Source organism: Cereibacter ovatus, assembly GCF_900207575.1.
GTDB classification, from domain to species: domain Bacteria; phylum Pseudomonadota; class Alphaproteobacteria; order Rhodobacterales; family Rhodobacteraceae; genus Cereibacter_A; species Cereibacter_A ovatus.
On the sequence record NZ_OAOQ01000032.1, the window covers coordinates 1 to 14,148 of the forward strand.

Genomic DNA, 14,148 nt, shown 5'->3' on the forward strand with positions numbered 1-14,148 from the left:
GTCTCGCCAGTGGCCGCCTTCGCGAACTTGCGCTTCCACGCATAGAGCGAATGCAGGCTGACCCCGAGCCGCTCCGAAACCTCCTTGATCGGGTAGCCCCGCTCCGTGATCTGCGCGACCGCGTCACGCTTGAACTCGTCCGTGAAATTGCCTGTGCCCATCATGGCCTCCTTGCCTCAAAGTTAGCGAAGAAGGCGTCCAGGAAACATGGGGCTATTCAGTCGAATATCTGGCATCGATGACGCCGAAATCGCGTTACCGCCGGAAAAGCTGTTCGGCCGCCACTGCGGCATCTTCGGTGCAACCGGCGGCGGGAAGAGCTGGACCTTGGCAAAGCTCGTTTCCGAAGTCGCTCGTCTGGGTGGCAAGGCCATCGTCTTTGATCCGACGGGCGAGTTCTCGGGCAAGCTGCCCGGCGCGGTAGAGTACGTCTTCACGCGGGCCGAGGCTGGCCAGACGCTGGTCAGGTTTCCTTCTGAAAGGATGACCGAGTTATCGCTTTTTGCGCTCCTGCGCCCCACCGGTCAAAGCCAAGGACCGACCATGCGCGAGGCGATTAGGAGCTTGAGGGTGGCACGCGCGTTGGCGACCGATCAGCAGATACAGGCACAGGACATCGCTCAAGGCAGGCAATATTTCGACCAATCATTCGGGACAGTATGGGTCGAGCAGGCGGGCACGATTCGCAAGACCGGCCAGAAGATCGCTGAATTCAATCGGGCCGCAGATCGCTATGCCACAGCAATCGCGAGCGAAAATTGCAACTTTGATATCCATCGGTTGACCGATCAGATCGCGAATGAGTGCATCTGGCCGGATGATCGCAACGACCGGTCGAAGTTCGGCGGGCCGAACGACTCTACCTTGGGATACTGCAACACGCTGATCGTGCGCATGCGCGGGATGCTGGCGTCCGCAGAGCTGCGATGTCTGTTCGGCAGCGAGGGCGAAGACATTTGCACCCTCCTCGATGGCTTCCTGAAAGACCCGCAGCAACGAGTATGCCTGATCTCGTTCAAGAACGTCAGTTTCAACCACAACGCCCGCGAGCTGCTTCTGAATACAATCGGCGAGTATCTCCTCGGCCTTGCCCGTGCCGACCGTTTCCGGGCACAACCCGTCATCTGCTTCCTTGATGAGGCACATCAGTTCATGGGGCGTTCGGTCGGGGACGAATTCAACAGCGTCTCGCTCGACGCATTCGGCCTGATTGCAAAGGAGGGCCGGAAGTACGGGCTGACGACTGTTCTCGCCACGCAGCGCCCACGCGACATTCCGCAGGACGTGCTGAGTCAGCTAGGGACATTGTTCGTCCATCGGCTTACGAATGAGCGCGACCGCGAGACAATCGAGCGGGCCTGCGGTGATCTGGACAGGTCCGCCGCAGCATTTATCCCGTCGTTGAGCCAAGGCGAGGCAATTGTCTTGGGGCCGGATCTTCCCGCTCCCCTACCCATCCAAATTACGGCGCCCGATAAAACTGCACAGCCAACCTCTCGCGGGCCAGCTTACCAGCGCGCTTGGCGGCAACTCTGATCTACTTTGTGCTGGATCCCGGCGACTGTGCAGTGACGTTGCTTTCGCCAGAGGGCAGGGGGCGCCGGTTGGTCTCGCAAGATCGTCTTCAGTAATCGGTCTCCAGATAGGCCCCGGCACAGTCATAGGCGACGGCGGCGGCTGTGGCGCCGGTGTTCATGAAGAGCCGCGGCGAGAGGAATTGCGTGTTCGCGGGCAGGTCGGCGGTGATCTCCTGCTCGAAGACCGCACCGGAAACTTCATCGACCACCCGCACCCAGACGGATGATCCATTCGGTGGTGCGGCGATGAAGAGGGTGAGCACGCCGCCGGTGGCGATGGCGAAGCTCGCCCCCATGTCGGTCAAGGTCGGCGCGCCGGAGGCATCATTCGTCACCATCTGCCAGCGCGTGTGTGTCCCGCGCTGGAAACCGATGCCGATGCAGGTGACAGCGGTGGCGAGCGTCAGGGTGGTGGCGAGAGCGGCCGTTGATCCGTAGAGGCCAAAGAACCCCATGCCCGTCGTCTGCAGGGTCGTGAGCGAAATCCGCGTGACGAAGGTCCAGCCGCCGAGGCCCGCGGCGTTGCCACGCCAGCAGGCCCAGCCTGCGGAGCGCTGGTCGGCGACCGAATCCGCAACGGCCGCCGAGGTCAGACGCCAGCGCCGCATCGAGGCGGCGAGGTTGGTCGAGGCCAGCGTCGGGTGCGACACGGTCCCGACCGAGGTGATCGGCAGGCCCTCGGTCGTGATCGTGGTGCTGACCGAGGGCGACCAGTTGGCGATCCGGTTGACGCCGAAGTGTGGCTGGAGGGGGAAGTCCCGGCCGGAGGGTCGCATGACGTCGATCCACGGTGCGCCTGCGCGGTTGCCCTCGGCAGCGCCGTGGCCTGCCGCATTAGTTCTCGGACGGGGCGAGAGATCCGAACTGTTGACGGTCGGCGCCAGGGCGTCGACGGTCTTTCACTCCATCTCCAGCGGGAATGGTGTCGCCGCGCGGCATTTCACCAACCGGGCGTCCCGGTCGGTACGCGGCCCCCCCCGCGCGCAATGGTAAGCCATGCCGCATAGCGCCACAAAAGTAGCGTCCACCGCGGGTGAAGGCGGCAACGCGGATATGCCCGTGCCTGATGGAGTTCGGCTCGATCTGGCTGCGGAGCCGGCTCGATGGCTATCGTTGCTTAACCCACTACAAAAAGCCGAAGGCGCTTATAAATGGTGCCAGTTTTTGACACCGTGGTGGGCTATGATCGGGAGATGCGATCGACAGCAAGCCGGAACCACAGAATCGCAGAGACGTGGCGTGGTCCGGCAGTGGAACTGATCAAACCTCCTTCACGCGCCCGAACCGTCGGGTTTGGCCTGGAAGGCGAGAATAGAGGGGAATGGGTTGCCCGGCAAAGGGCTTGCTCTGAATAGTGTCAGTATCGGGAGAACTCATGTGAAACATTACGCTCACTCCGGGACGTCCGAAGATCGCGCAGACTGGCAGGAATTGTCCGACCATCTTGTCGAAGTCGAACGGCTTGCCCGCGAGCGGGCAGGATCTTTGCGACTGGGCGAAGCCGCCGGCATCGCGGGGCGGTTTCACGACCTTGGAAAGTACGCCGCTGAGTTCGATCGGGTGCTTCGAGGCGAGCCGGTGCGTGTTGATCACTCCACGGCCGGAGGCAGGGCGCTGCTCGAATTGGCTCCGGAGGACATGAAGCCGGTGGCCGAGGTTCTTGCTTATGCCATTCTGGGCCATCATGCCGGTCTGCCCGACAAGGCAACCGACGACAGATCCTGTCTCGACCGCCGGATCGAAGACGCCAGGACGCCGCTCGACCCTGAATGGCAGGCGCATCTGCCGGTTGATTTCCGGTGCTTGGGCGAAGAGCTCCGCTCGAAAGTCAGGGCGCAACCGGCGAAAGCGGGATTCGATCTTTCGGTCGCGGTGCGGATGCTTTTTTCGTGCCTGGTTGACGCCGATTTCCGCGACACCGAGGCGTTCTACGATCAGCTTGAAGGCCGCCACCGCAACCGGGACTGGCCGGGGCTGCAGGGTATTCTGCCAGACCTTCACCAGAGGTTCGACGCGCATATGGCGGGCTTTGCCGCATCGTCGGATCTGAACCGGCTGCGGGCAGACATTCTTTCCCATGTGCGGGCCAGGGCCGCGATGCCGTCCGGGCTCTTCACGCTTTCCGTGCCGACTGGCGGCGGCAAGACGCTAGCTTCGCTCGGCTTCGCTCTCGATCATGTGGCGCAGCACGGGCACCGACGGATCATCTATGCTATCCCCTATACCTCGATCATCGACCAGACGGCCGAGGTGTTTCGAAATGTTCTGGGTGCAGAACATGTGCTTGAACATCACAGCGCCATCGAGACGGAAAAGGCCGGTGAGAAAGGGCGTAGCAAGGTGCGGCTTGCGATGGAGGATTGGGCGGCCCCGGTCGTCGTCACCACCAATGTCCAGCTGTTCGAAAGCCTGTTTGCTGCCCGGCCGTCCCGGTGCCGGAAATTGCATAACATCGCCGGCTCGGTGATCGTTCTGGACGAGGCGCAGTGCCTTCCTCGCCCACTGCTTTTACCCACGCTGGCAATGATCGACGTGCTGGCAACCCACTATGACTGCACGGTGATTCTTTGCACGGCTACCCAGCCGGCTTTTGACAGCGAACACTTGCGGCAGGGTGGGCTGCCGCTGGCGGGACGGGAACTGGCCCCCGATCCCGAGGCGCTGGCCGGGAAACTGAAGCGTGTCGGGATTGTGCAGGGCGGCGTGATGGATGATTCTGCGCTGGTTCAGGCGCTGCGCGGAGCGCCGCAGGGCATGATGATCGTGAACAGCCGCAGCCATGCGCTGACGCTGTATCGGGCGGCAGAGGCGGAAGGGCTTGACGGGCTGGTTCACCTGACCACCCGCCAGTATCCCGCCCACCGCCGCCGGATCATTGCTGATATCAGGGCCCGGCTGGCGCAGGGCCTGCCCTGCCGGCTGATCGCCACCAGCCTGATCGAAGCGGGCGTGGATCTTGACTTCCCCTGCGGCTGGCGGGCCGAGGCCGGGTTGGACAGTGTCATTCAGGCCGCGGGCCGAGTGAACCGCGAGGGCAGGCGGCCGCTGTCGGCCTCGCTGCTGACGGTGTTCTCGGCCCCTGACAATCGCCCGCCCGCCGAGGTGGCGAAGCTGGCCGAGGCCATGCGCGCGACCGCGGCCCGGTTTCCGGACCTGCTGGATCCTGCCGCCATCCGGGACTGGTTCGACGAGGTCTACTGGCGGGTCGGTGCCGATCAACTGGGAAGGGCCATGGCGACGTCGATGGTCTTCACCGGGGCAGAGACAAACTTTCCGTTCCGCAAGGTTGCCACGGACTACCGGATGATCGACAGCCCGATGGTGCCGGTGATTGTGGCCATCGAGCCGGAAGCTCTGGCCGAGGTCGGGCGCCTGTCGGTGGCCGAGGTGCCCTCGGGCGCCATCGCCCGGGCGCTGCAATCCTACACGGTACAGATCCCGGACCGCGCGCGAGAGATATTGCGGCAGAACGGCAAGGGCAGCTTTCGCGCCCCGGAATTGCGCGGCGACCAGTTCTTCGTGCTCGACGAGCCGTTGCTTTACCGACAGGACTTCGGCCTCTGGTGGGAACAGGCTGAGTATCTGAGCGCCGATCAGGGGGTGGTGTAATGCAAGAGACCAAATTGAGCAGCCCACGCTATGCCGTCGTTTACAAGGTCACCTGGCCCAATGGGAAGATCTATGTGGGAAGCGATCTGACGGATACGATCAGTTATTTCGGAAGTCCCGACACGCGCCTGATCGAGCGTGACTTTCCTGCTCGTGGCGACCGGCGGTCAATAACCGTGACGCGGGAGATTCTCTGGGAATCCTGCGATGCAACCAAATCCGAAGTGCTGACAATGGAGCGGAAACTGATCGTCGAGTTGCGCGCAAACGATCCCGAAATTGGCTACAATCGCCGCCCCTAGCCTAGGGAAACGGCCGCGACATTTTCGGTTTTGCCCTGAGCGGCTCAATGGGGCAGGCTGACCGGAGTTTGAGGTGATCCATGGCTTTTGGTATTCGATTGCATGTCTGGGGGCGCAATGCGCTCTTTACCCGGCCCGAATTGAAGGTGGAGCGTGTCAGCTATGACGTGATGACGCCTTCTGCGGCACGCGGAATTCTGGAGGCGATCCACTGGAAGCCGGCGATCCGCTGGGTGATCGACCGCATCCATGTGCTGGAGCCGATCCGCTTCCAGTCGATCCGCCGCAACGAGGTGGGGCACAAGGCGCCTGCGGGCACGATCCGGCAGGCGATGAAGCGCGGCGATCTGGGCGGGCTGCAACTGCTGGTCGACGAAGATCGCCAGCAGCGGGCCTCGACCGTTCTGGTGAATCCTGCCTACCTGATCGAGGCGCATTTCGACCTGACCGACAAGGCCGGCCCTGAGGATACCGAGGGCAAACACCTCGACATCTTCAACCGCCGTGCGGGCCGGGGGCAGTGCTTTCACCAGCCCTGCCTTGGCACCCGTGAATTCGCCGCCCACTTCGCCCTTGTCGCGCCCGATGTAGCGCCGCCCCCGCGCAATCCGGCGACAGAGACGCCCGAGCACGGATTCGGCACCCCGCGCGATCTGGGCCTGATGCTGTGGGATATCGACCATGCCGCACCGGGCCGCCCGTCAATGTTCTTCCGCGCCCGGATGGTCGATGGCGTGATCGATATTCCCGCCCCCGGAACGCCGGAGGTGTTGCGATGAGCATGCTGGCCTCGCTGGTGCGCGCCTACGACCGACTGCCCGACAAGGTGCCCTTCGGCTATTCGACCGAGAAGATCGGCTTCTGCGTCGTTCTGGACCCGGATGGGTCTGTGTCCGAGGTGATCGACCTTCGGGCCGACGACAAGAAGCGCAGCCCAAGGGCGTTGCAGGTGCCGCAGGCGGTAAAACGCACTGTCGGGATCTCCCCGAACTTCCTGTGGGACAAGACTGCCTATGTGCTGGGCGTTACTGCGGGCGAAGGCAAACGTACTGCCGAGGAGCATTCCAGGTTCCGTGAAAGGCACCTCGAATGGCTGGCCGGCGAGACGGACGCGGGTCTTGTCGCGCTGACGCGGTTTCTGGAATCGTGGTCGCCCGCGGCTTTCGCGCCGCCGGCCTGGCCCGACGAGGTGAAGGACCAGAACCTTGTGTTCCGGCTGGCCGGGGAACGGAGATTTATGCACGATCGCCCCGCTGCGGAGGCGCTCTGGGCGCGGGTGGGGGCAGAGGGCGCGTCCGATCCGCAGGCGTGCCTTGTCACGGGCGCAGCAGCCCCGGTGGCGCGGCTGCATCCTTCGGTAAAAGGCGTCTGGGGCGCGCAGAGTTCGGGCGCGAGCCTGGTGTCCTTCAACTTGGACGCCTTCACCTCTTACGGCCACGAGCAGGGAGACAATGCCCCGGTGTCCGAAGCGGCTGCCTTCGCCTATACCACGGCCCTGAACACCTTTCTCGCCGACAGAAATCATCGCATTCAGATCGGCGATGCCTCGACAGTGTTCTGGGCCGACGCTTCGGCTGCTGCCGCGGCAAAGGCGGAAAGCTTTTTCTGTGCGTTCTTCGACACTGTTGCCGCCGAGAAACTTGCCACACTGAAGATCGGCACCCAGCTCGAGCGCATCCGCCAAGGGCAGCGCCTGGAAGAGGTTGCGCCCGACCTGGCGCAGGGCGTGCGGTTTTGCGTCCTTGGCCTTGCGCCCAACGCCGCGCGACTCTCCGTGCGGTTCTGGTGGGAAAACGACTTCGGCACGCTGACCGCGCATTACCAGCGTTATCTTGACGACATGCGTCTCGACCCGCCCCCGCGCGAGGGCTGGCCGCCGCTCTGGCGGTATCTGATCGAACTGGCCGCGCAGGGCAAACGCGAGAACGTGCCGCCGCTGATCGCCGGCGAATGGATGCGCGCAATCCTGAGCGGCTCTGCCTATCCGCTGACGCTGTTTTCAACCGTGCTCATGCGCATCCGCGCGGATGGCGACATCAACGCCTTGCGCGCGTCGATCCTGAAATCCGTCCTGATCCGCAATTTCGCCAAGGAGGTTCCCGTGGCGCTCGATCCTGCGAACACCAATAAGGGCTACATCCTCGGGCGGCTCTTTGCCGTCTATGAAGAGGTGCAGCGTGCCGCGCTTGGCGGCAACGTCAACGCGACCATCAAGGACAAATTCTATGGCGCGGCTTCGGCCTCGCCGCAGAAGGTGTTCCGAACCCTCGATGCCGGGGCACAGAACCATTTCTCGAAACTGCGGAAACATGGCCCCGGCCGGGCGGTGAACCTTGAAAAGCTGCTGACGTCCATCACCGATCTGATGGATCCCGGAGATGACCCGATCCCAGCGGCCCTCGGCGCTTCCGAACAGGCGCTGTTCGGTCTCGGCTATTACCACCAGCGCAGCACTTTCTTCCGCAAGCACGATGACACGCCCATGACGGAGGCCTCCGAATGACCACGCTCTCCAGCCGCCACGACTTCGTCCTGATTTTCGATGTGACGAATGGCAATCCGAACGGCGACCCCGATGCGGGCAACCTGCCGCGGCTCGATCCGGAAACGAACCATGGCCTAGTGTCTGATGTCTGTCTCAAGCGGAAACTGCGCAACTATGTCGAACTCGCCCGCGCCGGCGAGGTGGGGCATCACATTTATGTTCAGGAAGGCGCGATCCTGAACGAGAAGCACCGCGAGGCCTATGTCGCCAAGCGTGGTGATGACGCCAAGGCGCTCAAGGAGGCGAAGGAAGCCAAGAAACTCAACCCGAAAGGAGACGAGGAAGCCCGGGCACTGCGCGACTGGATGTGTGCCAATTTCTTCGACGTGCGGACCTTTGGCGCGGTGATGTCGACCGGAATCAACTGCGGTCAGGTCAAGGGTCCGGTGCAGATGGCTTTCGCCCGCTCTGTCGAGCCGGTCCTGCCGGTCGAGATCTCGATCACCCGGATGGCTGCCACCAACGAGGCGGAACAAAAGAAGCGCGCGGAGGGCGAGGAGGGTGAGGCCCGCACCGACAACCGCACCATGGGCCGCAAGCATATCGTGCCCTATGGGCTCTATGTGGCGCATGGGTTCGTTTCGGCCCGGTTCGCCGAGCGGACCGGCTTTACCGAGGCTGATCTGAACCTGCTGTTCGAAGCCCTGGCGAACATGTTCGAGCACGACCGTTCGGCCGCGCGGGGCGAGATGAACACCCGTAAGCTGATCGTCTTCGCGCATGAGAACGCCTTGGGCAATGCGCCTGCCCATGTGCTTTTCGACCGTGTCCGGATCGGGCGCTGCGTCGATGGCGAGTTTCGTGCGCTCGACGACAGGGGCCTTGGCAACCTCGCTCCGGCGCGCAAGTTCGGCGACTACCTGATCGAGATCGACCGCGACGGCCTGCCCGCCGGGGTCGAGATCCGCGAGTTGCTCTGATGCCGCCGCTGCCCGCCGACGAGGAGCCCATTCCCCTCTCGGCGGTGCAGCACGCGGTCTACTGTCTGCGACAGGCCGCGCTGATCCACCTCGAGCGGCTCTGGGACGAGAACCGTTTCACCGCCGAGGGCGACGTGCTGCATGCGGTGGCCGACAAGGGCGGCAGCCGCAGGGGCAGGGGGGTGCGGCGGGTGCTCTCGCTGCCACTGGGTTCGGTTCGGCTGAACCTGACGGGAATCGCCGATCTGGTGGAGTTCCAGCCCGTGTCGGGCGGTGGCGAGCGTGCCTTTCCGGTCGAATACAAGCGCGGCAAGCCCAAGCTGCACCGCGCCGATGAGGTGCAGCTTTGCGCGCAGGCGCTGTGCCTTGAGGAAATGACCGAACAACCGGTGCCGGAGGGCGCGTTGTTCTACGCCCAGACCCGGCGGCGCGTCATCGTGCCCTTCGATGCCGATCTGCGCGCCCTGACCGAGGCGACCGTTGCCGATCTTGCCCGGCTGCTGGGGACGCGCATCACCCCGCCGCCCACGCCGCACCGCTCGCGTTGCCGCGCTTGTTCGCTGCTGGACCTGTGCCGCCCCGATACCGTGTCGCGACCGGTCAGGTGCTGGCGTGACCAGACCTTGGCGCGGCTTCTGGAGGCACCATGAAAAAACTTCTCAATACTGTCTATGTCACCACCGAGGGCGCGGCGCTGCACAAGGACGGCGAGACCCTGGTGGCTGAGGTGGACGGCGCCGAAAAGACCCGTGTGCCGCTGCACATGCTGGCCTCGGTCGTGGCCTTTGGCCCGGTCCAGGTGACGCCCGCGCTGATCGCGACCTGCGCCGAGCGGGGAGTCACCCTCGTACTCATGGCTCGCAACGGGCGTTTCCAGGCGCGGATCGAAGGTCCGGTCTCGGGCAATGTGCTGCTGCGACGCGAGCAATATCGCCGCGCCGATACACCCGAGGAGATCGTCCGCTCGATCGCTCTGGGCAAGGTGTCGAACCAGCGCGCCGTAATCCGCCGTGCGCTTCGGGACTACGGCGACGAGATGGCACCTGCGGCCTGCGCCGCGCTGGAGGCGGCCTGCGATCGGATGGCCCTGATCCTGCGCCGATTGCAGTTTTCCGACAGCACGGTTGACGAGATGCGCGGCTCGGAAGGCGAGGCGGCGACGCTCTACTTCGCCGTTTTCGACCATCTGATCCGCTCTCCCGATGCGGAACTGCGCTGGTCGGCCCGCTCGCGCCGTCCGCCGCTCGATTCGATGAACGCGTTGCTGTCCTTTCTCTACACGCTGCTGACCCACGATTGCCGTTCGGCCTGCGAGGCGGTGGGCCTCGACCCTGCCGTGGGCTTCCTGCACCGCGACCGACCCGGCCGCCCGAGCCTTGCGCTTGACCTGATGGAGGAATTTCGCGCCCCCTTGGCCGATCGGCTTGCACTTTCGCTGGTGAACCGGCGTCAGCTTCGGGCGGCGGATTTCCGAAAGATGGACGGCGGTGCCGTCCTCCTGACCGACGATGCCCGCCGAACCGTTCTGACCGCTTGGCAAGAGCGCAAGCGCGAAGAGCGTCAGCATCCGTTTCTGCAGGAGAAGGCTCCGTTCGGTCTGGTCCCGTATCTTCAGGCGCAGTTGCTGGCGCGGCATCTGCGGGGGGATATTGACGCCTACCCGCCCTGGTTCTGGAGCTGAAATGCTTGTTCTGGTCACCTACGACGTGAATACCCTGGAGCCGGGAGGTAAGAAGCGCCTGCGTCAGGTGGCCGCGGCCTGTGAGGATTTTGGCCAGCGGGTTCAGTATTCGGTATTCGAAATCGAGGTCGATCCGGCGCAATGGGCAAAGCTGAAGGCCCGGCTCGAAGCGATCATACGACCGGACCACGACAGCTTGCGCTACTACTACCTGGGCTCGAACTGGGCTAGGAAGGTCGAGCATGTCGGCGCAAAGCCAGCCGTAAACCTGAACGGACCGCTGATCATTTGAGGTTGCGAACCTCAAGCGTGTCGGCAAGGTGGGTACCGTTCGCAGCCACGCAGCTCTTTGAAATCGTTGGAAACCATGAGCAGTGGTCGCTTCGTCTGGTGGTTGTGGCGATCCAAGTCGCACCTTCGCAGTTTCAGCGAATTTTACTCTTGCTGTAAATCGCTCTATTTGCATAGAGTCGCCCCCCGCGCGGGGGCGTGGATCGAAACGCGAAAACGGTGCTCATGGGGCTTCTCCTGCGATGGTCGCCCCCCGCGCGGGGGCGTGGATCGAAACGCGTCAGCCTCGGCCCACCATTCGGCAGGCGACATGGTCGCCCCCCGCGCGGGGGCGTGGATCGAAACGCCTTACCCGCGAACTGGTCGAGCGCATCGCTTGCCGTCGCCCCCCGCGCGGGGGCGTGGATCGAAACTTCACGCCCTTGATGATCGTGCCGTCCCACTCGATGGTCGCCCCCCGCGCGGGGGCGTGGATCGAAACATGATCGCTATCCCGATCTTCGACCGCGGCGCGGCCGTCGCCCCCCGCGCGGGGGCGTGGATCGAAACTGGTTGAAGGCGTCAATGACGCTGCCCTTCTCGGCGTCGCCCCCCGCGCGGGGGCGTGGATCGAAACATGCCGGCCGCGCGCGACCAGAAGTGCAGCGTCACGTCGCCCCCCGCGCGGGGGCGTGGATCGAAACACCGAGATGGGCGCCTCGACCGGCTCCACCTGGGACGTCGCCCCCCGCGCGGGGGCGTGGATCGAAACTCGCCCGCTGGCCCGTAGAGGTCCTCGCGGATCTCGTCGCCCCCCGCGCGGGGGCGTGGATCGAAACGATGATGGCTCGTCCATCGCGGACTACGCCCGCGAGTCGCCCCCCGCGCGGGGGCGTGGATCGAAACAACCTCGTCTGGCGAAAGGCCATACTTCTGCTTGAGTCGCCCCCCGCGCGGGGGCGTGGATCGAAACGGCCCGCGACCTTGCCCGGGTCTCCCGCGCCATGGGTCGCCCCCCGCGCGGGGGCGTGGATCGAAACGGCGCGCAAGGCGCGGTGCCGCTGCTCTCCCGCGCCGTCGCCCCCCGCGCGGGGGCGTGGATCGAAACAGCCTGATCGCCGCCCTGTGGTCCGCATACCTCGAGTCGCCCCCCGCGCGGGGGCGTGGATCGAAACTCGGCATTTACAAGAGGCGCCCCAATTGATCCCGCGGTCGCCCCCCGCGCGGGGGCGTGGATCGAAACCGCTCGTCGCTGACCATGCTCGGCGGGAAGACTGGCGGTCGCCCCCCGCGCGGGGGCGTGGATCGAAACCGGTGCATCTTGCTCTCGTAGAACTCGCCGCGGTTGTCGCCCCCCGCGCGGGGGCGTGGATCGAAACAGGCGCCTACTGGCAGGTTGGATCTCCAGCGTGGGAGCGTCGCCCCCCGCGCGGGGGCGTGGATCGAAACCTACGATCAGATGAAAAGCCTCATGCAGGGCAAGGTCGCCCCCCGCGCGGGGGCGTGGATCGAAACCCGGCGCGATCCATTGCATCAGCCTCCAGCGCCCGCGTCGCCCCCCGCGCGGGGGCGTGGATCGAAACAGCTGGTCCGGCAGCCCGAAGTCCATGCGGGGGCGGGTCGCCCCCCGCGCGGGGGCGTGGATCGAAACGGTGGGCGCGGGTGAAGTGGGACCAGGACGCGGACGGTCGCCCCCCGCGCGGGGGCGTGGATCGAAACCCGATCAAGGGCGTGTCGGGCTGGGGGCGTCCAATGTCGCCCCCCGCGCGGGGGCGTGGATCGAAACGACGCGCATCACGCCCAGAACCCTCCCATCCAGAGGTCGCCCCCCGCGCGGGGGCGTGGATCGAAACAGCCCGTTCTGGAATTGCGCGCTGTCGAGGCCGTCGCCCCCCGCGCGGGGGCGTGGATCGAAACGGCACGGGCGACAACGAGCTTGCGGCGAAACTGATCGTCGCCCCCCGCGCGGGGGCGTGGATCGAAACGGGATAACCCGCCAGCGTCTGCGCATCTGGTCCGCTGTCGCCCCCCGCGCGGGGGCGTGGATCGAAACAGCCGGTAGCAGATCGCAGGACCATGCATCGTGACGTCGACCCCCGCGCGGGGGCGTGGATCGAAACTCATCCACTGGCGGGGAACTTCGACAAGTGGTGCGGTCGCCCCCCGCGCGGGGGCGTGGATCGAAACGGCTATCGAACTGACTGGCAGCTTCGCAAGTCCGAGGCGCTGGCGGACCTGATCGCGAGCCATGTCGAGACGAACCCCTCGGCGCTGAGCGAGGCCGATCTTCATGCCCCCGCCCGGTCGGTGATGGAGCCGATCGAGGTCCGGGCGATGGAGGACTCGCTCGGGCGGCTGCATGCGCATCTCGGCAGGGGGGACGGTCTTGCCTGCACGGATCCGGCGGAACTGGTGGCTGCGGCCCATGCGGGGCGGGTCGACCTGCTGTTCCTGGACGCCGGGGTAAGCCTGCGCGGGACCTTCGACGCAGGAACCGGCGACCTGTCGGAGGTTACGCAGGATCTGGCGGACCAGGCCGCGCAGATGACTCTTCGGACCGGGGGTGGAGCCTTGATGGTCGATCCGGAGCATCTCCCGGAGGGCGTCGGAATGGCAGCAATCTTACGATATTGACCCTTGTCCGCCGGCGGTCGGATCAAGGGATGCGTTGGCCGCGATGAACAACCTCTTCTACACGTCCTCGTCAGCGCCGTACCGGTCGGCGGGGGGCGGTGCCACCCGGATCACGGCGGCCGGTGGGGGCATCGCCACCTTCTCCGCCATCGAGGACGGCCTCTCCCGTATTGTTCCCTCCCACGCGGGGGTGTGGGCGCTCCCGCTCGAAGTGGACGCCAAGATTAGCACAGCTTTCGCACTACGAGTCACACAGCACAGCATAGCGGAGGCAAATGACGGCGGTTGCCTGCCCCGGCAAAAAAAATATACAGTATTATCAAAGACTTCAATGCCGAGCGTAAAGCTCGGCTTTTGTCGTTTGCAGTCTACATCAACGCCACATCAACACCACCACAGAAAAACCGCAACCGCACGCATAGTCGTGCAGCGAGCTACGTCGACGGACATACCCATGAACGCGGCTCTGTTGCACAAATCACGTGAGGGATTCATCTGGTGTTATCCGGCGTGGTAGCAGGGCCGCATGAGCAGACCGACCCCCCCGAGCTACAAGACCAGGAACTGGCCGGCCTATAACGAAGCGCTGAAGCGCCGTGGCTCGCTGACG

General features: G+C 64.8%; 11 protein-coding genes, 2 pseudogenes and 1 CRISPR repeat array. Of the genes and pseudogenes, 11 read left to right on the top strand and 2 right to left on the bottom strand.

What is annotated here, in order from left to right:
* On the bottom strand, positions 1-161 hold a 161-nt coding region (locus tag CRO07_RS17665; RefSeq protein WP_141400065.1), incomplete at its 3' end, for a transposase.
* A gap of 46 nt (positions 162-207) precedes the next feature.
* Here CRO07_RS17665 and CRO07_RS17670 point away from each other — a divergent pair.
* Positions 208-1,536: an ATP-binding protein gene (locus CRO07_RS17670; RefSeq protein WP_097031950.1), complete on the top strand. Its 1,329-nt coding sequence runs from the start codon at positions 208-210 to the stop codon at positions 1,534-1,536.
* An 88-nt stretch (positions 1,537-1,624) separates the two neighbouring features.
* Here the strand turns inward: CRO07_RS17670 and CRO07_RS17675 are convergent.
* Positions 1,625-2,383: pseudogene (locus CRO07_RS17675) on the bottom strand (DUF2793 domain-containing protein); the annotation flags it as partial.
* A gap of 571 nt (positions 2,384-2,954) precedes the next feature.
* Between CRO07_RS17675 and CRO07_RS19255 the strand changes: the two are divergent.
* The 10 genes and pseudogenes from CRO07_RS19255 to CRO07_RS17720 form a co-directional block, all read left to right on the top strand.
* Positions 2,955-3,437, top strand: a pseudogene (locus tag CRO07_RS19255) (CRISPR-associated endonuclease Cas3''); the annotation flags it as partial.
* A gap of 159 nt (positions 3,438-3,596) precedes the next feature.
* Positions 3,597-5,186: a CRISPR-associated helicase/endonuclease Cas3 gene (locus CRO07_RS17680; protein ID WP_235841101.1), complete on the top strand. Its 1,590-nt coding sequence runs from the start codon at positions 3,597-3,599 to the stop codon at positions 5,184-5,186.
* A complete protein-coding gene (locus CRO07_RS17685; RefSeq protein ID WP_097031953.1) occupies positions 5,186-5,488 on the top strand; it encodes a GIY-YIG nuclease family protein in 303 nt (100 codons plus the stop codon). The genes CRO07_RS17680 and CRO07_RS17685 overlap by 1 nt, the downstream gene beginning before the upstream one ends.
* Positions 5,489-5,568: 80 nt before the next feature.
* Positions 5,569-6,267 carry a type I-C CRISPR-associated protein Cas5c gene (cas5c, locus tag CRO07_RS17690; protein ID WP_097031954.1) on the top strand — a complete coding sequence of 233 codons (699 nt, stop codon included), beginning with the start codon at positions 5,569-5,571 and terminating at the stop codon, positions 6,265-6,267.
* Positions 6,264-7,991 (top strand): type I-C CRISPR-associated protein Cas8c/Csd1, encoded by a 1,728-nt coding sequence (gene cas8c, locus CRO07_RS17695; RefSeq protein ID WP_097031955.1) that lies wholly within the window; start codon positions 6,264-6,266, stop codon positions 7,989-7,991. The genes cas5c and cas8c overlap by 4 nt, the downstream gene beginning before the upstream one ends.
* Positions 7,988-8,953 (top strand): type I-C CRISPR-associated protein Cas7/Csd2, encoded by a 966-nt coding sequence (gene cas7c, locus CRO07_RS17700; RefSeq protein ID WP_097031956.1) that lies wholly within the window; start codon positions 7,988-7,990, stop codon positions 8,951-8,953. The genes cas8c and cas7c overlap by 4 nt, the downstream gene beginning before the upstream one ends.
* A complete protein-coding gene (gene cas4, locus CRO07_RS17705; RefSeq protein ID WP_097031957.1) occupies positions 8,953-9,603 on the top strand; it encodes a CRISPR-associated protein Cas4 in 651 nt (216 codons plus the stop codon). Before cas7c ends, cas4 begins: the two co-directional genes overlap by 1 nt.
* Positions 9,600-10,634, top strand: a complete 1,035-nt coding sequence (cas1c, locus tag CRO07_RS17710) for a type I-C CRISPR-associated endonuclease Cas1c (RefSeq protein ID WP_097031958.1) — start codon at positions 9,600-9,602, stop codon at positions 10,632-10,634. Before cas4 ends, cas1c begins: the two co-directional genes overlap by 4 nt.
* Before the next feature lies 1 nt (position 10,635).
* A complete protein-coding gene (cas2, locus tag CRO07_RS17715) occupies positions 10,636-10,926 on the top strand; it encodes a CRISPR-associated endonuclease Cas2 (protein WP_097031959.1) in 291 nt (96 codons plus the stop codon).
* A gap of 177 nt (positions 10,927-11,103) precedes the next feature.
* A CRISPR array of direct repeats spans positions 11,104-13,091; the repeat unit is 32 nt; unit sequence GTCGCCCCCCGCGCGGGGGCGTGGATCGAAAC.
* Between the two features lie 123 nt (positions 13,092-13,214).
* Complete coding sequence (locus tag CRO07_RS17720; protein ID WP_176504624.1) at positions 13,215-13,538, top strand: hypothetical protein; 324 nt, start codon at positions 13,215-13,217, stop codon at positions 13,536-13,538.
* Positions 13,539-14,148 lie beyond the last annotated feature (610 nt).